Below are 23,640 nucleotides of genomic sequence, written 5' to 3'. Positions count from 1 at the left end.
CGTGCCCTTTGCCTGCGCGCCACGCGGCAGGTTCAGGGTGACCACCGCGTCCGCCGCACCGAAGGGCCCGTTGTTGCGACCTCGACGCGTCCGACGCGGTCGCCGACGATCTCGGTGAACCACATTCCGCCGTCCGCTCCCGCGGTGATCCGGGGCGGGAAACCGGCCGCGCTGGGCAGGGGGTAGTACGCGACTTCCCCCGTGGGAGTGATCCCGGCCGAGGCCGTTGCCGAGCTGCTCGGTGAACCACAGGTTCCCGTCGGGCTGCGGGGAGCATCGGCGGCAGACCTTTCGGCCGGGATTCGAGGGCAGGCCCCGTCATCGGGCGAGACCCCGCCGACGGGTCCGGCGCTGCCGGGCGGCACGTGAGGTCGCGGCAGCGGCGCGCTCCGGCACGCCGGAGTGCTGCGCGCACTGCAGCGTAGGGCGCCGGGTGACGGCATGTCAGTGTGGCGTGCCGGGCGCGTGAGCCGGTGAACCTCTGCGGTCACGGCCGCTAGGCGCTAAGTCCTGTCGGGGCGCAGTTCGATGTGGTCCGGTGCCAGGTCGACCGCCACGCGGTGCTCCATGCCCAGGGCTTCCAGGAACTTCGCGGGAAGCTGGACGCGTCCCGAGCGGTCCAGGACGACGTACTCGCGTTCGCTGATCGATTCCTCGCCGTGCTCGTCGGTGACCAGGCGGCGCAGCACCTCGCTGCTGGTGCGGCCGTCGCGGATCGCGACCGTGCGGCGGACCTCGCCGGCCACCATGGGATCGTGCGTCACGATGACCACCGTCACGCCCAGTTCCTTGTTGACCGTGCGGAAGGCCTCGAAGACGGCCGCGGCCGTCTCGGAGTCGAGTTCGCCGGTGGGTTCGTCGGCCAGCAGAACCTTGGGGTCGTTGGCCATCGCCACCGCGATGGCGACCCGCTGCTGCTGACCGCCGGACAGTTCCGCCGGGCGCCGGTGCGCCAGGTCGCCGATCCCGAGGGCGTCCAGGATCTCCGCCACCCGGGCCGAGCGGCGCGCGCCCGCGCCGCGCCGCGAGCCGCCGCCCTTCAACTGCATCGGCAGGGCCACGTTCTGGGCGGCCGTCAGGAACGGCAGCAGATTGCGGGCCGTCTGCTGGAAGACGAACCCGACCGCTTCGCGCCGGTAGCGCAGCCGGTCCCGCGCCGTCAGTTCCAGCAGGTCGTAGCCGGCGACCGCCGCACTGCCCGCCGTCGGGACGTCCAGCCCCGCCAGGATGTTCAGGAGGGTGGACTTGCCGCTGCCCGAGGCGCCCACGAGGGCCACCAGGTCGCCCTGCTCGACCGTCAGCTCCAGCCCCTGGAGGGCCTGCACCTCGATACCGTCGGTGCTGAAGATGCGGACCAGGCGGTCGCAGGCGATCGCGGCGTCCGTCGCCCGGGTGCGGGGCTCCGCGGCGGCCGTCGCCCGGCGGCGCAGCTCCTCGTACGTCGGCTGGTCGCTGTTCAACGCTGGTCTCCCGCTCTCAACTCGGTGGTGATCTGCCGTCGCCCGGATGTCGCCGCCTCGACGAGCACGGCCGCGGCGACCAGGGCGGCCAGGCCCAGGGCCTGGGTCAGTACGGGACCCACCGTGACCCGTACGCCGATCGGCACGCTCGCGCCGACCAGGGTGGACAGGTCCATCGCCGGACCCAGCAGCGCCACCGCGGCGGCCGCCACCAGGGCCCCTCCCAGGGCCGCTGCCAGGGTCTGCGGCAGGGTCTCGGCGAGGATCAGCGCGACGCCCTGCCGGCGGCGCAGCCCCATCGTGCGCAGCCGGGCCAGCAGGGCCGCGCGTTCGGGGACGCTCCGCATCAGCGTCAGCAGTACGGCCAGCAGCGCGAAGCCGGCCGCTCCGGCCACCGAGGCCCAGAAGAGGCGCTCGGCGGACCTCTGCAGCGGATCGGAGCCCAGCTCGGCGACCGCGTCAGCGCTGGTGCGCACGGGATACACCTCGTCGGCCGGCTGCGTCCCGGCAGCCGGGGCCTGGTCCTGGCCTTCGGACTGGACCGCAGGCGAAGGGGACACGGAGGCCGACGCAGACGCAGACGCCGACGGGGAAGCGGGCTCCGCCGGGAGTGCGGTGCGGACCAGCGCGCGCAGCCGGTCCCCGTCGACGGGACCGAGGCCGAACCACCGGTTCGGGCGGTCGGCGCCCCCGATGAGGGCCGCCGCTCGGCCGGCGGGCAGGACGACGGTCGCGGCGTCCGCGGCCGGAACCGCCGGAGTGCAGTCGATCACGGCGGCGCCGCGGACGCGCACCTCGCCGCCGTTGCCGGGCTGGAGCGTGAAGGTTCCCGAACCGCCCAGCCGCGCCAGGCCGGAGCTGAACAGCGCGGGCACCGGGGCGTCCGCGGGCTCCCCGCCTGCCGTGGCGAGCAGGGCCGGGTCGAAGGGCCCGCAGCCGAGGACGCGCGACAGCTCCGCGTACGCTCGCGGCTCGACGACGATCAGGTTGACCTGGCTGGAGCGCTGGACGGTGCCGACGAGGGAGGAGTCGTGGTCGATCCACAGCGGCACCGACGTCCGTACGCCTGGCAGTTCGCCCGCGGCCTTCGCGAGGCCCTCCGGGAGCTCCGCCTTGCCGAAGGCGGAGATCGCCGCGTCGCCCCCGACGGCCAGCCGGGCGACACCGAGCCGGTTCGAGTCCACGGACTGCAGGACGGCGGCTCCGAACCCCCCGGTGGTGATGGCGAGGAGCAGGGCGGCCATCGGCAGGAGGGAAGGGCCGGAGCGGCCGGCGCCCCGGGCCCCGCTGCCGCGTGCGGCCCGGGCCAGCCCGAGGAAGCCGACCAGTCCGGACCGGCGGCCGGCCGCCCGGGCGAACCACCCGGTCACCACCGGCTGGACCCGGGCCAGCAGCAGGGCCCCGCACAGTGCGAGCAGCAGCGGGGAGGCGACGAGCAGCGGGTCAGGGTCGCTGCCGGCCGGGGCGACCCCCCGGCGGCGGACCTCCAGCACGGCGGCGGCCGTGGCGGCGAGGACGAGCAGTTCGGCCACGGGCCGCCGCCAGCGCCCGGCGGAGCGGGGCGGGGTCAGCAGCACGGCCGCCCGTACGGGGAAGGCCAGCAGCGCGAGCAGTGCGACGGTCGCGGCCGAGATGAGCGTGGGGGCGAGCCGTGGCGTGGGCAGCAGCAGTACGGCGAGCGCGGTGGCGGCCGCGGCGGCCGGGAGGACCGTGACGGCGCCTTCCCGCAGGAGCCGGCCGACGATGGCGGAGCGGGAGCCGCCACGGGCCAGCAGCAGCCGCAGTTCGGCGTCCCGCCGGTCCGCGGCGAGCGCGCCGGCGAGGCAGAGGACGACGAAGGCGACCCCGCCGACCCCGGCGGGTCCGATCAGCGCGAGGGGCGCGGCCGCCTGTCGGCGGTCGTGGGCCTGCCCGAACAGTTCCGGCAGCCACGAGGTGGTCCGTATGCGTTCGCGGCGGGTGTCGAAGGCGATGGCGGCGGCGGTGGGGCCGGCCACGTACGAGGCGATCTCCTCCTTCGTGGCGTCCAGCAGGTCGGCGCGCAGCCGGCCGACGTCCACCGGGAGGCGCCAGAAGTCCTCTGCGTTGTGGCCCCAGAGGTCCATCCGGTCGAGGTCGCCGGCCCCGATGAAGGCGTCGGCCTCCCACAGGTAGCTCTCCCCGGCGAACGTCTTGCAGGCGCGCGGGAGGCAGTCCAGGTCCACCCAGAAGTCATCGGTCTCGTCCGGGGCCGAGTAGAGGCCCACGACCTCCACGGACGGGGTGCCGTCGGTCAGGGGCGCGCTCTCCAGGACCGAGCCCACACGGGCGCCGATGGTGTCCGCGGCCTTCCGCGACAGGGCGACCTGGAGGGGCGGGTCGTAGGAGGCGGCTCCGGCGGGCCGGGGGGTGTCGCTCGGCCAGCGGCCCTCCACCAGCTTCACGTGATCCTGCGCCTGCTCGATGTACAGCAGGGACATCTTGGGCGGGAGGCCGTGCGGGCGGGACAGTTCCGGATTCGTCAGCGGCTGGCGCTTGGTGGTCCGCGTGCCGTGGACGACCCTGTCGGCGTCCACGTGGAAGGTGTTCCCGGTATGGGCGAGGAGGCTCTGCAGCGTCCGGTCCAGTGCTTGGGCGCTCTGCCCGGACGCCGGTGCCGGCGCGGTCACCTGAAGGCCGGCGCGGGTCGACCCGCTGTTGTGCAGGAAGGACCGCAGGGCCTGGTCGGCGCCCCGGTCCTGGGCCCGGGGCAGGGCGGCGGCGAGCAGCACCGCGACGAACGCCAGCGCGGCGGCGAGCAGGGTGCCGAGCGGAGCCGCGCGCAGCCGGGTCCGGACCCACGGCGCGGGCCGCGGCCCGGACTTCGGGGCGGCGGGCGGGCGAGGGGTGGTCGGCGGCCGCGGGGTCGGAGGCGGGGTGGACGGCCCCGGGGTGGACGGCCCCGGGGTCGGCGGCGGGGTGGTCACATCTCCTCCACGGGACGCAGCCGGGCGGCGATGTCGCGGCCCCGGGGGCCGCTGAAGACGGCCGACAGCAGGGGAACGGCGGCGATGGCGGCGGCCGTCAGCAGGATCTGCCAGGACGACATGTCCACCTGTACGGGCGGGAACGGCCGGCCGGCCGAGGGGGTCAGCACGACCAGGGGCGCCATCAGGTGGACGAGGGCGACGCCGAGCCCCGTTCCGACGGCGGTGCCGATGGCGATCAGCACCCCGCCCTCGGCGGCGGCCGCCAGGGCCAGAGGCCGGCGCGGTGTGCCGAGTGCGAGCAGGACGGAGAACTCCCGGCCGCGCACCCTTCGTTCGGCGGCTGTGGCGGTCGCGAAGCCGATGGCGGCCAGGACAGCGCAGGCGACGGCGAGGGCGGCCAGCGCGCTCTGCGGGCCGGCGCTCAGCGGGTCGTCCAACAGGCGGTCGGTGATCTCCTCGCGGAGTTGGACGCGCTCGGTCCTGACGCCCGCGCGCAGCTCTGCGGCCGCGCGGGCCGGGGCCGGGTCGGCGGCCGAGGCGGCGGGCAGCCACCACTCGGCGGGCGCGGGAGGCTGCCGCCCGGAGGATTCCACGAGGAAGCGGCCGAGCACGCGCAGGTCGGCGGCGATCGCCGTGCGTCCGGCGACGGGAAGGGAGTCGACGGCGGCGGTGATCCGCATGGAGACGTTCGTTCCGTCGACCGGGACCGGGACGGTGTCCCCGACGGAGGCGCCCACGCTGCTCAGGTAGCGGGTGGTGGCGACCGCCGGGACCTCGGCCGGGGCCGGCCCGGCGGGTGCGGGGAACAGCACGGTGGTGACACCCGTCTCCGTACCGAACCCGCCCCAGTAGCGCAGCCGCGTCAGGTCCGAGGAGCCGGCCGGGGCCGGGGACGCTTCCGGTGCCCGCTGGATCCGCTTCTCCTGCGAGGGCGAGACCCGCCAGCCGTCCGGGCCGCCGGCGCCGGGTACGGGGACCGCTGCCGCGGCGCCGTCCACGGTGTCGGAGACGCCGATCCGGCGCAGGGCCAGCTCGCTGCCGTCGCCCGGGGGGCCGCCGTCCCCGGCGTACGAGAGGCGTATGCCCGCCAGGGTCAGCGGCGTCGCGGCCGAACCGACCGGGGCGCCGGTCAGGGTGTCCAGGGGGAAGGCGAGGGTGGCGTCGCCGCCGGCGGGCAGGGTCGCGGACTGCGTGCCGTGGACCGCCCCGAACCGGTCGCGCAGCAGCACGCTCACGGCTGCCCAGCCCGTACCCGTGGACCGTACCGTCACGTCGAGGTCGATCCGGCGGGGGGAGCCGGGCAGTGCGACACCGGGGGCCTGGGCGCCGGTGCCGGCGAGCGGGGCGAACAGCTCGCGCATGTCGCGGCCGCCGCGCAGGTCGGCGCGGAGCGGTACCTGGTCGCCCGCTTTGGCGGCGTCCAGCGCGAGGACGTCGGCCACGACCCCGCCGGGCAGTTGCTGCTCCCGGCGGGCCACCGGGTTGAGGCGGTCGCCGCCCGGCAGTGCCCCGTAGCGGCCGCCCTGGCCCATCGCGGGCATGCTGCTCGCGGAGATCCGCAGGCCGCCCGCGGCCGCGAAGTCGGCCTGGTCGCGCTGGGACGCGGACCAGGCGGAGTCCTGGCCGAGCGCCAGGATCCCGCTGGAGACGGCGAGTACGAGGAGCAGCACGGGCCCGGTGGCCCGGCCGGGGCGTCGGGCGAGCTGCCAGCCGAACAGGGCGGGGGCCAGGCTCCGGCCGCGTGCGGCCAGCCGTCCCCCGGCGCGCGCCGCGAAGGGCAGCAGGCGCAGGACGAGCAGTGTGCCTCCGCACAGGGCGAGGGCGGGGGCGGTGACCAGGACGGGGTCCACGCCGAGCCCGCCGCCGGAGCCGGTGGCGGGTGGCGGGGAGTCCGCCGCCCCGTACTGCGACAGCTGCTGATAGCCGAGGACGGCAAGGGCCACCACGGCCAGGTCCAGGCCGGAGCGGGCGGCGCCGGCCACCATCGTCTGCCGGCTGCCCACGCGGCGCAGGACTGCGGCCGAGGCGCCGCGCAGGACGGCGGGCAGGGTCGTCAGCAGGACGCAGGCCAGGGCGCAGCCGGCCGCGACGGGCCAGACCAGCCAGGTGTCCGGGATCTCCAGGCGGACCCGTTCCAGCGGTCCGAACCGGCTGAACAGCCGCAGCAGGGGTGGGGTCAGCAGGGGCGCCAGGACGGCGGCGGGCAGGGCCAGCAGCAGGGACTCGGCCGCGCTCAGGGCGCCGAGCCGTCTGCGGGAGGCGCCGCGCGCGGTGAGCAGGACGCGCTCCGGCTCCTGGCGGGCCGTCACGATGTGGGAGACGAGGAGCAGTGCGGCCGTGGCGAGGACGGCGAGCTGGAGGGCGCCCATCATCAGCGTCGAGCGGGCGACGCGCATGCCGGAGTCCAGCTCGGTGAGGACCTTCGGCAGATCGGTGGCGGCCCGCAGCGAGGTGGTGCGTTCGAGGTCGGCCGCGGCCGGGGCGGTCGTGGCGCGGATGGCTTCGGCCTCGGAGGTGCGGACGGTGCGCAGGTCCGGGGTGAGGAGGGTGAGGCGGTAGTTCTGCAGGAGTGCGCCGGTCGTGAAGGCGCTGTCGTCCACGAGCAGCGGACCGTAGGTGGCCAGGGTGCTGGACTGGACTTCACGCCCGCCGAGCGGGTCGAGCCGCCAGTAGCCGGCGTCCGGATCGGCGGCCCGGTACACGCCGGTGACCAGCACGGTCAGCGGGGGCCCGCCGAACCGGTCGTCGAGGCGGACCGGTGCGGGCAGTGCGGACTCGGCGAGGCGGAGCCGGGCGAGCGCGGCGCGCGGCACGGCGACCTGCATCGGCGCCGGGGCGGCGCCGGTCCCGGTACCGGGGACGGCGGCGGTGGCGGTACCGAGGGCAGTGGCGGGGGCGGTGGCGGCGACCGGCCCGGGCCACTGGCCGGCGGTCAGCTGTACGTGTTCCCGGCCGAGGGCGGCGAGCAGGGTCAGGTCGGCGTCCTGGCCCGAGGCGGCGGCGCCGGGGAGTCCGTACGAGCGGCTGCGGGCCACGCTCTCGGTGGCCACGGGAATCCGCCCGAAGACCTGGTCCGCGAAGGCCCGGACGGCATCGTCGTCCTCGGCGCGGTCGGTGGCGGGATGGCCGCTGGTGACCACGACGGTGGTCCGAGGCTGTTCCGGGCCGGTCAGGGCACGCTGCAGACCCTCCTCCCCCACGCCACGGGTGAATGCCGTCAGCGCGGTCAGAGCGGTCGCGGTGATCAGTACGGTGAGCAGCACGGCGACGGCGAGCGGCCAACGCCCGCGCAACCGGCGCACGACGAAGCCGAGCACGTGTTGAGTTCCTCCCCCATCCGGACCTCGGGTACCGGATAGCGGACGATGTTGTCAGATTCGAACCCAGTACGGAAGGGACTTGCGTGATGGGTGCGGCAGATGCGCAAATGCGATCAGAAGGCTGCAGTGGCAGCGCGAGCGTGCCGCGAAACAGGGAGCCGGACGCTCCGCTCGGACGACCCAACGGGGGCACAGGCGATGACGGACCACCAGAATAGAACGGCGACCGCGACCACCACGGTGGCGCGGCAGGCCGAGGGAACACCGATCGTGGTCGTGGACGACGTACGCCACAGCTTCGGCAGCGGGGCGCAGGCCGTCCACGCCCTGCGCGGCGTCTCCTTCGAGGTCCGCCGGGGCGAACTGACCGCCCTCAAGGGCCGGTCCGGCTCCGGCAAGACCACCCTGCTGAACCTCGTCGGCGGCCTCGACACCCCGACCGGCGGCCGGATCAGCATCGACGGAACCGACCTGGCGACACTGGGCGAGCCGGACCTGCTCGCCCTGCGCCGCGACCGCATCGGCTTCGTCTTCCAGTCGTTCGGCCTGCTACCCGTCCTCACCGCCGCCGAGAACGTCGGCGTACCGATGCGCCTGCGCCGCGTCCCGGCCAGGGAGAGGGAGGAGCGCGCCCGGACGCTGCTCGCCCTGGTCGGCCTCGCGGACCACGCCGAGCAGCGCCCCGGCGAGCTCTCCGGCGGCCAGCAGCAGCGCGTGGCGGTGGCCCGCGCCCTGGCCAACGACCCCGACCTGATCATCGCGGACGAGCCGACGGGCCAGCTCGACTCGGAGACCGGCCGGTCGATCATGGAGCTGCTGCGGGCGGTGGTGCGCAGCGAGTCCGTCACCATCCTCGTCGCCACCCACGACCCCAACCTGATCGAACTCGCCGACCGGGTCGCGGAACTGCGCGACGGCCGCATCGTCGAGCCCTCCACGGCCACCGCGGAGGTGTGACAGGCCGCGCCGCCCGCGCTGCGGCGACCGTACGCGTCGGGCACGGTCGTCCCTAGCCCGCACCCCGAACCCCGTACCCCGAGCGCCGAGCGTCGATGCCGGAGCCGTCGCCGCCTGCGAGCCGGCCGGCTTCCGGCGCGCCCGGAGGCCGGGGGCCTGAACGGGCAGACCTGGACCGCCAGACCTGAACCCCGGCGGACCCGCAGCGCATCCCGTGCCCGGCCTGCGGGCCGCCGGTGAATCCTTTCCCCAGTACGACTGATCCCCCCGCACGGGTGGTCCGCCTTGCGGCTCACGGCCCGGCAGTCGGGCGGCACCCCTATAAACGGGGTGCCCTCTTCTCCCCCACGCCTCGACTGATGGGTCGTCATATCATGCCGAAGGCCGCTCTGCGGGTCCTCGCCGCCACCTTCCTCCTCTCCCTCGTCACCCCCACCGCCACGGCGGCGCCGGCGGCCGCTGACGACGACACCACCACGCCCTGTGGCCCGACCGTCGAGTACCGGGCCGCGGACTGGTGGCGCACCACCACCGTCGCGCACATCGCCCCCACCGTGGCCGCCACCGCCTCCAGCGAGCGGTGGCAGTGGCGCGAGGACGTCAACACCCTGTGGCGCGGCGACACGAGGGAGAACGTCGAGGAGATCTTCCGGACCGGCTTCACCCCGCGCGGCGACCAGCTCATCCCCCTCGCCGAGTACATCGTCAAGGGGGGCGGGCAGCTCAGTGCCCACCTCAGCACCAGCTGCGACCAGTCGGTGGCCAAGCGGTTCGCGACCTACGGCACGGAGAAGACCGGCTGGGTGTACGAGATCTACGCGCCCGGCGGTATCGACGTCAACGCGACGGCCCGTGTGAACAACTACCAGTCGCCGTACCTGTGGAACAAGGAGATCGACTTCCCCGGCGGCGTGCAGGGCAACTTCATCAAGGGCGCGTGCAAGTACCGGCTGACGGGCACCGACCCGGTCACCAACGACAAGACCTGGGAGCAGCTCGGCTGCAAGGACAACGTCGAATTCGCCCCCTACCGGACCGTGCCCGCCGCCGCGCTCGCCCACTGAACGCGTCCGGCGGCGGGAACACGGCCCCGCCTGAACCGGAGTGCCGGGGGCCCGGCCGCCCTGGATGCGCGGACCGTGCCCCGGAGCCGCTGTGGCGCTGGAGCGACGACATCGCCCAGGCCCTCGCCCCCGTGCGGGAGCTCGCCGAGGGCGGCGGCACGATCGACCAGGACCGTCTCGCCCTGCGCCTCGCCGAGGCCTACGCCGACGACACGCACCGCGGCTACGGAGCCTCGATGCACGACGTCCTGCGGCGGTTCGGCGCGGGCGAGCCCTGGCGTGCGGTGGACACCACCTGCGCCATCGCGGGCGGAGTGATCGCCGCCCGCACGGGCGTCCCCGCCCTCCCGCCCCCCTGGCACGCGGCCCGCGAACCGCTGCCCGGGATCACGCGGGGGTGAGCAGGCAGAACTCGTTGCCTTCCGGGTCGGCCAGCACCGTCCAGGGGATCTCGGACTGGTCGATCCCGGGGTCGGTGGCGCCCAGGGCGCGCAGGCGGGCTCCCTCCGATGCCAGGTCGTCGCCGGGGTAGGGGCGGACGTCGAGGTGGACGCGGTTCCACACGCTCTTGGTATCGGGGGTGCGGACGAACTCCAGGTACGGGCCGACGCCCTGGGCGGACCGCAGGGACGCCTGGTCGCCGGTGACCTTGTGCACCGTCCAGTCCGTCGCCCGGCCCCAGAACCGGGCCATCTCGCGCGGGTCCGCGCAGTCGACGACCACGGCGGCGACCGGCCCGGTGTCCTGGTAGACCGGGCGGGGTTCCAGGACGCAGAACTCGTTGCCCTCGGGGTCGGCCATGACCGTCCAGGGGACATCACCCTGGCCCACGTCGGCGAGCGTCGCGCCGAGGTCCTTCAAGCGCGCCACCAACTCCGCCTGATGGGCGGTCGAGGTGGTCGCCAGGTCCAGGTGCACCCGGTTCTTCACCGTCTTGGGTTCCGGGCGGGCGATGATGTCGATGCAGACGGCCACAGGGTCGGGGTAGGAGAAGCCCGCGGGTTCGAGGTTGGTCACACCGGGTCCCTCGCTGTCGACACCCCAACCGAGTGCCTGCGCCCAGAACCGGCCGAGCGCGGAGTCGTCCTGGGCTTTCATGTTGATCTGCACGAGTCTTGTCGCCATGCCGCGATCCTAGGGTCTGTATCGAGTTGCCCCGTGGAGCAGGGAGCGGCGTTCGGTGCGTGCCCTCGGCGTGCGGGACGAATGTCCTCGTAGCGGAGCTACCAGGGCATGTGACTCGTGCGCCGAGGGTGCGTGCCGGGCGTCGCGACGCCGCGGGGCAACTCGATACAGGCCCTAATGCCGTGGCTGCGGCGGTCCACCGGGGCAGGCCGTCCCGGCGCCCAGCACCCGGTCGAAGTAGCCGGGCCCGGTGGCGGGCAGGACGTGAGGCGCGTGGGTGTAGCGGTCGGTCCGGGTCTGCCAGGCGTGGTAGCCGCTCATCCACGTGCCCATGATCTCCACGTACCGGTCCACGCCGGCCGCCTCCCGGGCGGTCAGCCCCAGCAGCGCGCACAGTTGGGGAACTTGGACCGCGAGCTCCTGGAACCGCGTCACGCGCCGCCGGACTTCACCGCGGGCTTCGGCGATCGCCGCCTCTCTGCCGCAGCGGCGGGTGTGTTCGATGACCAGGACGAGGTTGTCCATGTCACCGCGCGCCTCCTCCTTCTCCAGGGAGTAGACGTCGTTGCACATCAGCGTGACGTCGATGGCGGCCTGCCGCATGATCCGCAGCTGCGGGCTGTGGAACGCGGCCGCGGGGAGGGTGATGCCGGCGGCCCGCTCGCCGAGGGAGAGCGGCAGGTCGGTGCCGGCGATCCCGCGCCGCACCTGGAGGTAGGCCTCCATGCCGGCCGGGGCGCCGCGGAGGCGGCCTATCGCTTCGTGGGCCTGCGCCGCGAAGTAGTACTCCCACTCGTGTGCCACCCGCGCCACCCACCCCGGATGCGCGCCGTCGGCGCTGCGCCCCCAGATGTCGGCGAACGCCGCCGAGCACGCGTCCGCGTCCGGGCCGGGGGCGGCGCCGTGGACGATGTCGATCATCCTCTGGCAGACGGTCGCGACGCGAGCGGGAGCCCGGCCCAGGAGGCCGTCGAACTGGTCGTCGAAGACGTAGAACAACGCCATCGCGTCCGCGCACAGATCCAGCATCGCGCCCCGGGCGTAGGGGAAACCCAGCGCGGCCAGCCGCGGCATGTCCCACGACGCGTACCACTCCAGGGAGCGGCCTTCCCCGACCAGTCCCACCCGTCGCACCCACGCCAGATTCCGCCGCCGCGCGCCCTCCAGGTCCGGACTGCAGGAGACGGGGAACGGAAGGTGGAACTCCACATCCTGCGGCACGGGGTCCTCCGTGAAGTCGGGTCAGATCGCGCCCACCGGAGGAAGTGTGACCAGGATTCCCACTTGGCACCAGGTGTTGTTCGTGACCTGCGCTGATGCCACGTAGCGTCAGCGGCCGGAGTCCTGACGTGCCCGCGTCGGCGGGTTCGACCCGGGCCAGGGCGGCCGCGATCCGGTCCGCGAGGCGGCCCATCGTCTGCAGGTGGAGAGCTGACCAAGCACATCCGGCGTATGCCTTCCCCTATCTCCCCGTTTGACCCGGCTCTCTACTGACCGACCAGGCACCGCGCCCTCAGCATTCCGGCGCGTGGCCCGTCAGCGCCGTCAGCGAGACGGACAGCAGTTCCCTGGTGATCGCCTGCTGCGGCAGCTCGATCAGCTGACGGGCCGGGCCGGACTCGACGATGCGCCCTGCATCCAGGACCGCGATGCGGTCCGCGAAGGCTGCGGCGGCCGCGAGGTCGTGGGTGATGAACACCAGGCTGAGCTCGCGGTGTTCTCTGAGCCGGGCGAGGGCGTCGAGGATCGTGGTCCGCGTCTGCGAGTCGAGGCCGGAGGTGATCTCGTCGCAGATCAGGACGCTCGGCCCGGCCAGCAGGGCCCGGGCCAGCGCCGCCCGTTGGAGTTCGCCGCCGGAGAGCTCGCCGGGGCGGCGCCCGGCAAGCTTCTCGCTCAGGCCGAACTCGCCGAGGGTGCTCACGGCTGTACGGCGCGCTTCCGCAGGGGTGGCGCCTTGGAGCCGTACGGCGCTGCGGGCTACCTGGTCGAGGACCGTCCGGTGTTCGTCGAAGGCGGCCTTCGCGTCCTGGAACACGTACTGCACGGCGGCCAGTTCGGAGCGGTTGCGGGTGCGCAGGCTGCGCGGCAGCGGCATCCCGTCGAGCAGGACCGTGCCCTCGTACGCTGGGTGCAGCCCGGCCAGGCAGCGTCCCAGGGTGGTCTTGCCGCTGCCTGAACGGCCGACGAGCGCCAGGCACTCCCCTGCCGCGACCGAGACTGCGATGTCGCTCAGCACCTCGGACACCCCGCGCGTGGTGCGGTGCCGTGCGGTCAGAATCCGCGTCTCCACATGCATCGGACCGCGTGGGCGGGGCTCCCGCGCCGCGTGCAACTCCTCGCGTGCGAAACCCTCCAGGACCGACGACGCGGGTCCGCGGTCCACGACCCGCCCGTCCCGCATCACCACGACCTCGTCGGCCAGCCTCCGTACGACGTCCAGGTCATGGCTGAGCAGGACCACGGCGATGCCCCGTGCGGCCACGGCCGCCAGCTCCGCGACGATGCCCTGTTTGGTGAGGACGTCCTGCCCGGTGGTGGGTTCGTCGGCGACGATGACCCGGGCTCCCAGCAGCAACGCCTGCGCCAGGACGACCCGCTGCTGCTGGCCGCCGGACAGTTGGTGGGGAAAGCGGTGCAGCACCGCTCCCGGATCCGGGAGCTGAGCCTGGCGCAAGGCCTCTTCGACGCGGCGCCTGCGCGCGTGCCTGTCTCCTCGCTTTCGGGCGGCGATGTCTCCGAGGAGCGCACCCACTCGACGGGCGGGGTTGAGGACCGACGCCGGGTGCTGGGGGATGTATCCAACCGGGCCCGCCGGTGTGTGCACCTCCCCCTCGACGACGGCGCCGGCCGGGTACTCGCCCAGGAGGGCGAGCCCCGTGGTGGTCTTGCCGCTGCCGGACGGGCCGATGACGGCGGTGATCCTGCCCGCGTGGGCGGCGAGGCTCACACCGTCCACGATCGCCCGGCCGCCGATGGCGACCCGTAGGTCCCGTACCTCTGCGACAAGGGTCATCACGTCGCTCCCTTCCGGGGGGTGTGCCGTTGGAGGGCGGCGTCGAACAGCAGGTTGGTGCCCATCGAGAGGGCCGCGATGAGCAGGGCGGGCACGACCACGGCCCAGGGCTGGAGGAAGAGGCCGGTGCGGTTGCGGTCGACCATGACCGCCCAGTCGGCGGCGTCCGGCTGGACGCCAACGCCGAGGAAGGCGGCGGTCGCGACCAGGTAGAGGGCTCCGGTGAGCCGGATCCCGGCGTCGGCGGCGAGGGTGCGGCGCATGGAGCGGGCCACGTACCCGATGGCCGTGCGCCACCAGGACTCGCCCTGCATGCGCAGCGCTTCCACGGCGGGCCGGGAAGAGATCTCGACGGCCGCCGCGTGTACGACCCGGGCGGCGTCGGGTACGGCGGCCAGCCCGACCAGGACGGTCAGTCCGGCGGGGCCCGGCGTGAGGGTGGCCGCGACGAGCAGCACCAGCAGGAGGGAGGGGACCGCGATGACCACGTCCAGGGGCCGCATCAACGCCTCCTCCAGCCAGGTACGGCGGGTCACGGCCGCGGTGAGGCCGAGGGGGATGGCGACGAGGTAGGCGAGGGCGGTGGCGGCGAGCGCGACGAGCACGACGGAGCGGCCGCCGAGGAGCACCTGGTGCCATACGTCGCGTCCGCTGAAGTCTGTGCCGAGCCAGTGCCCTTCGGGGGAGGCGAAGGAGACCGAGCGGGGGCCGGCCGGGCCCGCCACGAAGGGCCCGGCCAGCGCGAGGAGGACGGGAAGGACGATCAGCCCGAGTGCGAAGAGGTACCGTGCCGGCTTCTGTTTCATGCCGTCACCTCGGACCGGGGCGCGAAGCGGCGGGCTGCCAGGTCGGCGGCGAGGTTGACCGCGACGGTGACGATGCCGAAGACGACGGCCATGCCCTGGACGACAGGGAGGTCGCGGGCGGCGACGGCTTCGATGAGCACGGTTCCGAGGCCCGGGATCACGAAGAGTGCCTCCACGACGATCACTCCGCTGAGGAGCCAGTCGCAGGTACGGGCCAGTTGCTGGGTGGCGGGGGCGAGTGCGTTGGGCAGGGCGTGGGTCCAGGTGATCCGGGCGCCGGAGACCCCGTAGCGGCGGGCCTGGGCGACGTAAGGGGAGGCCATCGCGTCGATCATCCCGGCACGTACGAGGCGGCTGATGGTGCAGACGGGCCGCGACAGCAGGACGACGACGGGCAGGACCAGGACGGCGGGCTCGGTGAACGGGTCGGCGCCGACGGCGGTGGGCGGCAGCCAGGCCAGCCACAGCCCGAAGAGCGTGGCGAGCAGGACCCCGACGGCGAACTCCGGTACGGCGTGCACGGCGAGGGTCAGCGCGCTCACGCTGCGGTCGAGTGGGCCGCCCTCGCGGCGGGCCGCCAGCACACCGAGCCCGGCCGAGAGGGGGACGAGCAGGGCGAGCGTGGCACCGGCGAGAAGGAGGGTGGGGCCGAGTCCGTCGGCCAGGTAGCCGGTGACGGGCCGTCCGCTGACCAGGGAGGTGCCGAAGTCGCCGTGCAGGAGGCCGACGGCCCAGTCGGCGAAGCGTTCGGGGGCGGGCCGGTCCAGCCCCATCGTCTCGCGGATGAGGGCGATGCGGGCCGGATCGGGCTGGTCCCCGGCGAGGGCGACCGCCGCGTCACCGGGCAGCGCCTCGGTGAGCGCGAAGATGAACAGGACGACGGCCGCCGTCTGCCCCAGGCCGAGGAGCAGGCGGCGGCCGATCCAGGACAGGTGCGGTGTCACGCGATCCAGATCTTGTCGAAGCGGGCCCAGTCGAGGGTGTTGGCGGGTGCCGTCTTGGACACCCCTCGCACCTTGGGTGCGGTGGCGATGATCCAGTCGGCGAAGCCCCAGATCAGGAAGCCGCCCTCGTCGTACAGTCGGCGCTGCATCCGCTCGTAGAGGGCTCCGCGCTGCGTCACGTCGCGCGTCGACTGGGCCTGCTGGTACAGGTCGTCGAAGTCCTTCTGCTGCCACTTGGTGGCATTGGTGGTGGAGCCGGTCAGCAGCCGCTGCGAGATGTGGGACTCGATGGGCATGGCGCCCGAGCGGTAGGAGGCGAAGGTGCCGTTGTCCAGGATGTCCTTCCAGTAGGTGTCCTTGTTGCCGACCTTGATCTCCACGGTGACGCCGGCCTTCGCGGCCTGCTCCTTGAAGATCCCTGCGGCCTCGACGAAGCCCGTGGCGGCGGGGGCGGTGTCGAGGGTGACCTTGAGCCCCTCGGCGCCGGCCTCCTTGAGCAGGGCGCGGGCCTTGTCCAGGTCCTGGGTGCGCTGCGGGAGACCGGCGGGGTAGTACTGGTAGCCCTTGCCGAACAGGTCGTTGCCGATCTCCCCGGCGCCGGAGAGGGCTCCGTCGACGAGTTCCTTGCGGTCGGCGATGAGGAAGAACGCCTGACGCACCCGGGGATCGTTGAAGGGCGGGCGGTCGGTCTTCATGACGAAGCCCTGCATCGCGCTGCCCGGCAGGCGCACGACGTCGATCTTGCCCTTGCCCTCGTGGGTGCGGGCGGTGGCCGGGTTCAGCTCGTGGGCGTACTCGACCTGACCGGCGAGCAGGGCGCTGACACGTGCCGACTCCTCACCGGCGACGACGAATTCGAGCTCGTCCAGGTGCGGGGCGCCTTCCCAGTAGGCGTCGTTACGCTTGACGACGAGGGAGCTGCCCGGCTTGAAGGAGACGAAGCTGAACGGTCCGGAACCGACGGGACTGGCGAAGGCGGTGGCGTCCGCGGGGACGATGTACGCGCCGAACGCGGCGAGGACGCACGGGAATTCGGCATACGGACGCTTGAGTCTGAACTCGACGGTGGAGGCGTCCACCGCCCGGCTCGCGTCGAGGTCGATCGGCTCCAGGGAGGCCTTGGCCCGGAACGTGGCCTTGGGGTCCGCGATGCGGCGGTAGCTGTAGAGGACGTCCTCGGCGGTGACGGGCCTGCCGTCGTGGAAGGCGGCCTTGCGCAGGCTGACCTTCCAGGTGTCGAGTGCGTCGTTGGATTCCCAGCGCTCGGCGAGCCGGGGGACGGCGGCGAGGTCGGCGCCGAAGTCGGCGAGCTTGTCGAAGAGGGCCTTGGCGCGGGCGGCGTCGGCGAACAGGTTGGCGGCGTGCGGGTCCAGGGTCTCGTTGGCGCCTCCGCCGGCGAAGGCGGCGCGCAGCCGGCCGCCCCGCTGGGGGGCTCCCTCTGCGTCGTTCTCGGCGTCCGGGGTGGTGGCGCCGGTGCCGCAGGCGGCGGTGAAGGCGAGGGCGGTAGCGCCCGTGGCCATGAGGAAGCCTCTGCGGGCGAGGCTGGAGCGGGCGTCGTTCATGCGGGGATGTCTCCGTTGCTGGGGTGGGGCGCGAGCCGGGCGACGAGGTGGAGGCGGTCGGAACTCGTGGTCCCGTGCGGGGCCTCGCCTTCGCTCCACGGGGGTCCGGTGCGGGGGCCGGGTCCGTCGTGCAGTGCGAGGACCTCGAAGCCGGCCGTGGTGAGGAAGTACCGGAGTTCCTGCGGGAAGAGGAGCCTCCAGGCGGAGCGCTGCTCTTCATGCGGGCAGCCGTCGTCGGCGGTCCAGATTCTCCGGCGGCGCAGGAGTTGCGCGCCGTGATCGATCCACAGGGTGGTGTGGGAGGTGTAGGTGGCGCCGCGCCATGCGAAGGAGGCGGTGCGCGGGCCGTCGAGGAGTTCGGTGTTGCCGAGGAAGAAGGCCCCGTTGCGCATCTCGGCGACGAGGAGTCCGCCCGGGGTGAGGTGGGCGCGGCAGCGGGCGAGGAAGGCGGCGAGGTCCTCGTTGGTGTGGCAGTAGAGCAGGGCGCTGTCCAGGCAGACGACCGCGTCGAAGGTCGCACCGAGGTCAAAGTCGCGCATGTCGGCCAGGTGGTACGCGGGGCCGGGATGGTGCGTGCCCGCGTGGGCCAGCATGGCCAGCGAGGTGTCGATGCCGGTGACCTCGCGCCCGGCCCGGTGGTGCAGCCAGGCGGCGTCACGGCCGGTGCCGCACCCGACATCGAGGACGCGGGGGCCGGCTCCGTGGCGGGTGAGCACGTCCTCGGTCCAGCGGGCGGCGAGCCGTTCGGGGTCCGGGAAGCGTTCCTCGTAGAGCTCTGGGTGGTCGGTGAGCAGGTTGCTGCTTGTCGGCACTGTCATCGCGTCTCGCTTCGGGGCCGGTCGGGGAGAGCGGGGGCCGACGGATCGGGTGCCTGCCCCACCGGCAGCACCCCTCGGCGCCGGAGGTGCGCCACGGCCGCTGCCGATACCAGGCCCAGGGCGAGGCAGCAGCCGTAGGGCAGCCAGGTCAGGCCGGTCTGTCCGGCGGTGTCCATGGACCAGCCGATGGCCGCGCTGCCGGTGGCGGCCGCGACGCCGGAGACCGCGTAGAAGAGGCCGTAGAACGTGCCGGTCAGGCTGTCGCGGCCGAAGGCCGGTATCAGCTCCATCACGAACGGCGAGGCGATCATCACGCCGAGGTGCAGCAGCAGGGCTCCGGCGAGCACCGGCAGGAGGCGGAGCGGGTGCGCGGTGGCGGCGCCCGCCACGAGCATCGGGGGCAGGAATCCCAGGCCCATGACGCCCAGGCCGGTGGCGATCCAACGCCCGCTGCTCCCCCGGGCTTTCAGGGCGCGGGTGATGCGCAGCTGGAACAGCAGGTTGACGACGGTCCCGGCGAGGAACAGCAGGCCGACCGAGCCGCCCCAGCCGGAAGCATCGGTCGCCGCACGAGGCAGCAGCAGGTACAGCTGGTTTTCCAGGCCGTACATCCCGACCATGGCGAGGGAGAACAGCAGGAACCGGCGGTTGCCCGCCACCTCTCGCCAGTCGGTGAGGACACCCGAGTCGGGGGCCGGTACCTCACGGGCCGGCAGCACCAGGATTTGCGCGAGCGTGAGTACGGCGAACACGCCGGCCGCGGTGACGGCGGCGGCCCGGAAGTCCACGAGCAGCAGCAGGGTCCCCAGCAGCGGGCCCAGCAGCGCCCCGGTCGTGGCGAACACGTTGAACAGCGCGAAGGCCTCCGCCTTGCGCTCGCCGGCCTCCTGGGCGACGTACGTCCGCACGGCGGGGTTGAAGAGGGCCCCCGCGAGCCCGCTGAGTATGGAAGCGGCGATGAGCAGCGGCAGGCTGTCGCCGAGGGCGAACAAGCCGAATCCCACCGTGCGCAGCCCGCAGCCCGCGATGATCACTCCACGGGCTCCGAGCCGGTCGGCGGCCGAGCCGCCGATCAGGAACAGGCCCTGCTGGCTGAGGTTGCGCAGGCCGAGGACCACACCGACGACGGCGGCCGAAAGCCCCAGGTCGTCGGTGAGATGGGTGGCCAGGTACGGGATGAGCAGGTAGAAGCCTGTGTTGACGCCGAGCTGGTTGACCAGGAGGAGGCGTACGGGGAGCGGGAAGCCCCGCATCGAGCTGAGGATCCTCACCGTACGACCGCCATGTGGGTGCGTCGGACGCCGAGTCCGGCCCGGTCGGCGGCCCGTACGGTGCCGTCCGTGCCGCCGATGCCGGTCCACGGGTCGTCGGCGAGCAGCAGGTGCCCGTCGAGGTCCACCCAGCGGGCCCGGTCGGCGAGGTGCACGGCGGGCGCGATGCCCAGCGAGCTGGCGGTGAGGCAGCCGAGCATCAGGTCGGTCCCGCTGCCGCGCAGTGCTTCGTGGATGCGCAGGGCGGCCCGTACTCCGCCGCATTTCGCGAGCTTGACGTTGACACCGTGGACCAGTCCGGCGAGAGCCACGGCGTCCTCGTACGAGACCGCGTCCTCGTCGGCGATGACGGGGATCGGGGACTCCTTGGCCACACGGGCGAGCGCGTCGGGCCTGCCCGGCGCGATGGGCTGTTCCACGGCGGTGACGCCGAGGTCGGCGAAGCGCGGGAGCAGGTCGAGGGCCTGGCGTTCGGTCCATGCTCCATTGGGGTCGAGCAGCAGGCTCGCCTCGGGGGCGCCGGTCCGTACGGCCTCCACGCGCACGAGGTCCTCGGCCGGATCGGGGGATCCCGCTTTGACCTTGAGGGCGGTGAAGCCGCTGACGGCGAGCCGGGCCGCTTGCGCGGCGGCCGCTACGGGGGCGGTGATGCCGATCGTACGAGTGGTCTGCGCGACCGGTGCGGTGGGCGTACCCAGCAGCTGGTGGGCGGGCCGGCCGGACCGCTTGCCGACCAGGTCGAGCAGGGCCGACTCCAGCCCGGCCAGCACGCCGGCCGGCAGCCCCGGCTGGCCGGTCAGCGGTCCGGCGAGATGTTCCTCCCACGCGGTCTCGGGGTCGGGCAGGCGCTCGACCGCGGGGCGCGCCGTGTTGAGGTGCCGGACGATGCGGGAAGTGGGCAGGCCGAGGTGGTCGCTGCTGACGACCTCGCCCCAGCCGGTCAGGCCGCCGTGCTCGATCGCGACCCAGACCGCGTCGCGGCGGGCCATCACCGAGCGGGAGATGCGCAGCGGCTCGGCCAGTTCCAGCTCGGTGGTGAGCCAGGTGAGTCTCATGCGGCATCTCCCCGCTTCGGTGCGGGCAGGTGGTGCGGCCGGGTGGCCGCGCGCGGGTCGAGGACGGTGCGGCAGCGGGTCCAGCCGATGGCCTCGGTCGCGTGCGGATGCGCGATCTCCAGGGGGCGCAGGGCGAGTTCGGCCCGGTCGAGGCCGTGGGCGTGGCAGAAGTCGTCGTCGTAGACGGTGCCCAGGTAGCGGTGCGGCCCGTCGGGGAAGACCGTCGCGACGACCGCGCCCGCTTCCACCCGGGCGGCCCAGGCGGAGACGAGGGCGACGGCGCCGGTGCTCCAGCCGCCGCTGACGAAACTGGTACGGGCAAGCCTGCGGCAGGCGTCGACCGCTTCGGCGGGGCCCACCCAGTGGACCTCGTCGAAGGCGTGGTGGGCGACGTTGCGCGGGTGGATGCTGCTGCCGAGTCCGCGCATGAGGCGGGGGCGGGCGGGCTGGCCGAAGATGGCGGAGCCGACGGAGTCGACGCCGATCACCTTCAGCCGCGGCCAGCGGCGGCGCAGCGGTCCGATGAGCCCGGCGCTGTGGCCACCGGTGCCGACACTGCACACCAGGACGTCCACGTGGTCGAGCTGTCCGCAGAGTTCGGTGGCCATCGTGAGGTATCCGGCCGCGTTGTCGGGGTTGTTGTACTGGTCGGGCCAGTAGGCGTCCGGGATCCGCTCCAGGACCTCGCGGAGCCGGGCGATCCGGGCGGCCTGCCAGCCGCCCTCGGGGGCGGGCCGGTCCACCAGCTCCAGCTGTGCGCCGTATGCGCGCAGCAACTGCCGCATGGACGGTTCGAGTTCGCGGTCACCGATGAGGACGACCGGGTGGCCGAGGGCCTGTCCGGCGAAGGCGAGGCCGACCCCGAGGGTTCCGGAGGTGGATTCGACCACGGTGGCGCCCGGGCGCAGTTCGCCGCGCTGCCGGGCACCGCGCAGCATGGACACGGCGGACCGCGCCTTCATCCCGCCGGCGCCGAGGCATTCGAGTTTGGCCCAGAAGCCCGGGTGGGCGTAGGGCAGTTCCGTACGGATCCGCGCGAGCGGGGTGCGGCCGACCAGGGTCAGCAGCTCCGGGTTCGTGCTGTGGGCCGGCGGGCGGTCCAGCGGGGGTGCGAGGGTCACCGGGTGCCTCCGTAGCGGTGGATGACTCCGGGGCCGCCGTCGAGCCAGAAGAAGGGGTAGGGCTCCGCGGACACGGCGCTGACACCGGCGCCCAGGAAGCGCGGGAGGATCGCGCTGCCGGTCTGCGCGAACATGACCAGGGGCTTGCCGGTGGCGGCGGCGTGGTCGAGCAGGGGCTGGAAGGTGCCGTTCCCCAGGGTCATGCCGGAGGCGAGGACGGCGTCGCAGTGCTCCAACTCCGCGAAGGCGTCGGTCCGTACCGGCTCGCCCCACTCGGTGGTGCCGCCCTTGAGGTCGCAGGGCACGTATCCCAGGCCGCGCGCACGCAGCTGTTCCAGCAGGGAGTTGACCACGCCGATGACGAGGATCCGGCGGATCCCGGTCTCGGGCAGCAGATCCGCCACGGCGCGAGCGCGGGCTCTGGACCGGTGCAGGGAGCTGCCCGCCGGCAGGGCGTACGGGCGGGCGCCGTGCTCGGGGGTGTGGGGGCGTACGTGGCTCAGGTACGCGTCGAGCGCGGCAACCCGCACGGGAAGCATCGGGTGGTCGAGGAGCTCGGCCACCGAGGCGCCGACGCAGTCGTCGAGTCCCGCGGCGGGCAGGGCCCCCGGCTCCACGGCGCAGGATCCGACGGCCGCGTCGAGGCGCAGGCTGAGGACCTCGTTGCGGTAGCCGCTGCTGCGGCCGGCGTGGCGGACCGCCTGGACGGTGGTGAAGGCGAGCGCGATGCGTTCCTGGGCGGGATCGGGGCCGTACGCCCCCGCGCGGACCGCCTCGACAAGCTGCTCGACGGTGCGTACGGCGGGCTCGGACAGGGTGGGTGCGGTCATGCGGGCACCGCCGAAGGCAGCTCGGCACCATGCTCTTCAAAAGTGGGGTGCAGGTGAGCCAGGAGCCGTTCGGCGCTTTCCCGCGCCCCACCGCCCTGGGTGTCGGCGGTCATGATGTGGCCGAGGTACTCGTTGTTGCTGGTCGCGGCCCGTACGGCGCGGCCGGGCTCGGCGAGGGTGAGCTCCACAACCCCGGAGTGCGCACGGACGTCGTCGGCGCCCTCGATGCCGGTAAGGGTGCCGGTGGTGTCGGGAAGCAGGAAGGCGATGGCGGCGCTGTGCACGCCGGTCGCGCGTGGTGTGAGATCGGGCGTACGGCCGAGGGCGACGTCGACGCAGGCGGCGGCCAGGTCGATGCCCGTGACGTGGCGGACCAGCTCGGTGATCCGGTTGCCGGCGGGGCGCGGGTTGACCTCGACCACCTTGGGACCCTCGGGCGTCAGTTTGATCTCGGTGTGGCACACGATGTGGTCCAGGCCCAGGGCCTTGATCGCAGCGACAGCCGTGTCGACCGCTTCCCGCTCCGACTGCGGTGCGATGCCCGCCGGGAACATGTGACCGGTCTCGATGAAGGCGGGCGCCCCGCCGATGCTCTTGTCCGTGACACCGACCACGCCCGTGACACCGGCGAAGGAGACGGTCTCGACACTGACCTCGGGGCCGGCGAGGAGCTCCTCCAGGAGGACGACGGGCATCCGGTCCTGTCCGCGCGCGTTGACCGGGAACTCGGCCAGCGCCCGGCAGGCCGCCTCCAGTTCCTGCTCGTCACGGACCTCCCGTACGAGCATTCCGGCGCACAGGTCCACGGGCTTGACCACCAGCGGATAGCCGATGTCCCTTGCGGCGGCCGCGGCCCGCGCCGTGTCCGCGCACAGCGCGAAACGGGGGCCCGGCACGCCGGCCTCCGCCAGCATCCGGCGGGTCAGGTCCTTGCGGCAGGCGGCCTCGACGGCGTCGACGGCCGGGCCGGGCAGGTCCAGCCGGTCGGCGATCCGGGCCACGGCGGGCAGGTAGTAGTCGCAGGAGGAGACGACCCCGTCGAAGGCGAGCACCGCGTGCAGCCGTTCCAGGTGGGGCAGTAGCTGATCCATGTCGTTGGTGTCCGCGGTGATGATGTTGCGCGCGGCCAGCAGCGGGTGCGGGCCGTCGGGCCCGGCGCCGCGCAGGTAGTGGTGCAGGTCCCGGGTGACGAAGGTGAACTCGTGCCCGCCTTCTCCGATCGCCCTGGGCAGCAGCCTGCTCATCGACCCAACCCAGCTCTCGACAACCAGCAGATGTGCCAAGGGACTTCCTCTCAAGACGCCGTCACGACCGGTGGGCATACCTGCGAAGCGGACCGCCTGACG

At 73.7% G+C, this 23,640-nt stretch carries 18 protein-coding genes; 3 read left to right on the top strand and 15 right to left on the bottom strand.

The features are described 5' to 3' along the window. Positions 1 to 503: 503 nt before the first annotated feature. From ACFWFZ_RS01375 to ACFWFZ_RS01365, 3 genes are read right to left on the bottom strand one after another with little or no spacing between them, the layout of a single operon-like run. Positions 504 to 1,460, bottom strand: coding sequence for an ABC transporter ATP-binding protein (locus tag ACFWFZ_RS01375; RefSeq protein ID WP_387114840.1), 957 nt, complete (start codon positions 1,458 to 1,460; stop codon positions 504 to 506). Further along, complete coding sequence (locus ACFWFZ_RS01370; protein ID WP_387114837.1) at positions 1,457 to 4,405, bottom strand: hypothetical protein; 2,949 nt, start codon at positions 4,403 to 4,405, stop codon at positions 1,457 to 1,459. Before ACFWFZ_RS01370 ends, ACFWFZ_RS01375 begins: the two co-directional genes overlap by 4 nt. Next, positions 4,402 to 7,725, bottom strand: coding sequence for an FtsX-like permease family protein (locus ACFWFZ_RS01365; RefSeq protein WP_387114834.1), 3,324 nt, complete (start codon positions 7,723 to 7,725; stop codon positions 4,402 to 4,404). Before ACFWFZ_RS01365 ends, ACFWFZ_RS01370 begins: the two co-directional genes overlap by 4 nt. 201 nt (positions 7,726 to 7,926) lie before the next feature. Between ACFWFZ_RS01365 and ACFWFZ_RS01360 the strand changes: the two genes are divergently transcribed. From ACFWFZ_RS01360 to ACFWFZ_RS01350, 3 genes are all read left to right on the top strand, one after another. Then, positions 7,927 to 8,685, top strand: coding sequence for an ABC transporter ATP-binding protein (locus ACFWFZ_RS01360; protein ID WP_387114831.1), 759 nt, complete (start codon positions 7,927 to 7,929; stop codon positions 8,683 to 8,685). A gap of 374 nt (positions 8,686 to 9,059) precedes the next feature. Beyond that, complete coding sequence (locus ACFWFZ_RS01355; protein ID WP_387114828.1) at positions 9,060 to 9,749, top strand: hypothetical protein; 690 nt, start codon at positions 9,060 to 9,062, stop codon at positions 9,747 to 9,749. After that, positions 9,671 to 10,150, top strand: coding sequence for an ADP-ribosylglycohydrolase family protein (locus ACFWFZ_RS01350; protein WP_387116249.1), 480 nt, complete (start codon positions 9,671 to 9,673; stop codon positions 10,148 to 10,150). The genes ACFWFZ_RS01355 and ACFWFZ_RS01350 overlap by 79 nt, the downstream gene beginning before the upstream one ends. Here the strand turns inward: ACFWFZ_RS01350 and ACFWFZ_RS01345 are convergent. The 12 genes from ACFWFZ_RS01345 to ACFWFZ_RS01290 form a co-directional block, all read right to left on the bottom strand. Beyond that, positions 10,137 to 10,874, bottom strand: a complete 738-nt coding sequence (locus ACFWFZ_RS01345) for a VOC family protein (protein WP_387114825.1) — start codon at positions 10,872 to 10,874, stop codon at positions 10,137 to 10,139. The genes ACFWFZ_RS01350 and ACFWFZ_RS01345 overlap by 14 nt on opposite strands. A gap of 174 nt (positions 10,875 to 11,048) precedes the next feature. After that, positions 11,049 to 12,095, bottom strand: coding sequence for a terpene cyclase (locus ACFWFZ_RS01340; RefSeq protein WP_387114822.1), 1,047 nt, complete (start codon positions 12,093 to 12,095; stop codon positions 11,049 to 11,051). A 292-nt stretch (positions 12,096 to 12,387) separates the two neighbouring features. Beyond that, a complete protein-coding gene (locus ACFWFZ_RS01335) occupies positions 12,388 to 13,887 on the bottom strand; it encodes an ABC transporter ATP-binding protein (RefSeq protein ID WP_387114819.1) in 1,500 nt (499 codons plus the stop codon). Then, positions 13,887 to 14,693: an ABC transporter permease gene (locus ACFWFZ_RS01330; protein ID WP_387114815.1), complete on the bottom strand. Its 807-nt coding sequence runs from the start codon at positions 14,691 to 14,693 to the stop codon at positions 13,887 to 13,889. The genes ACFWFZ_RS01335 and ACFWFZ_RS01330 overlap by 1 nt, the downstream gene beginning before the upstream one ends. Continuing rightward, entirely contained in the window at positions 14,690 to 15,646 is a 957-nt protein-coding gene (locus tag ACFWFZ_RS01325; protein WP_387116246.1) for an ABC transporter permease, read from the bottom strand. The genes ACFWFZ_RS01330 and ACFWFZ_RS01325 overlap by 4 nt, the downstream gene beginning before the upstream one ends. Then, positions 15,634 to 17,199 (bottom strand): ABC transporter substrate-binding protein, encoded by a 1,566-nt coding sequence (locus tag ACFWFZ_RS01320; RefSeq protein WP_387114812.1) that lies wholly within the window; start codon positions 17,197 to 17,199, stop codon positions 15,634 to 15,636. Before ACFWFZ_RS01320 ends, ACFWFZ_RS01325 begins: the two co-directional genes overlap by 13 nt. Further along, positions 17,196 to 18,017: a class I SAM-dependent methyltransferase gene (locus ACFWFZ_RS01315; protein ID WP_387114809.1), complete on the bottom strand. Its 822-nt coding sequence runs from the start codon at positions 18,015 to 18,017 to the stop codon at positions 17,196 to 17,198. Before ACFWFZ_RS01315 ends, ACFWFZ_RS01320 begins: the two co-directional genes overlap by 4 nt. Further along, a complete protein-coding gene (locus tag ACFWFZ_RS01310) occupies positions 18,014 to 19,288 on the bottom strand; it encodes an MFS transporter (protein ID WP_387114806.1) in 1,275 nt (424 codons plus the stop codon). The genes ACFWFZ_RS01315 and ACFWFZ_RS01310 overlap by 4 nt, the downstream gene beginning before the upstream one ends. Continuing rightward, positions 19,285 to 20,343, bottom strand: coding sequence for a dipeptide epimerase (locus tag ACFWFZ_RS01305; protein WP_387114803.1), 1,059 nt, complete (start codon positions 20,341 to 20,343; stop codon positions 19,285 to 19,287). The genes ACFWFZ_RS01310 and ACFWFZ_RS01305 overlap by 4 nt, the downstream gene beginning before the upstream one ends. Further along, on the bottom strand, positions 20,340 to 21,464 hold the full coding sequence (locus tag ACFWFZ_RS01300) for a PLP-dependent cysteine synthase family protein (protein ID WP_387114800.1): 1,125 nt from the start codon (positions 21,462 to 21,464) through the stop codon (positions 20,340 to 20,342). Before ACFWFZ_RS01300 ends, ACFWFZ_RS01305 begins: the two co-directional genes overlap by 4 nt. Further along, on the bottom strand, positions 21,461 to 22,294 hold the full coding sequence (locus ACFWFZ_RS01295; protein WP_387114797.1) for a Rossmann-like domain-containing protein: 834 nt from the start codon (positions 22,292 to 22,294) through the stop codon (positions 21,461 to 21,463). Before ACFWFZ_RS01295 ends, ACFWFZ_RS01300 begins: the two co-directional genes overlap by 4 nt. After that, positions 22,291 to 23,577 (bottom strand): ATP-grasp domain-containing protein, encoded by a 1,287-nt coding sequence (locus ACFWFZ_RS01290; protein WP_387114794.1) that lies wholly within the window; start codon positions 23,575 to 23,577, stop codon positions 22,291 to 22,293. Before ACFWFZ_RS01290 ends, ACFWFZ_RS01295 begins: the two co-directional genes overlap by 4 nt. Positions 23,578 to 23,640 lie beyond the last annotated feature (63 nt).

It is taken from the genome of Streptomyces sp. NPDC060232 (genome assembly GCF_042726555.1).
Classification (GTDB): Bacteria; Actinomycetota; Actinomycetes; order Streptomycetales; family Streptomycetaceae; genus Streptomyces.
The sequence above is the reverse complement of the archived record's forward strand: the minus strand, read 5'-3'. Positions and strand labels throughout refer to the sequence as shown.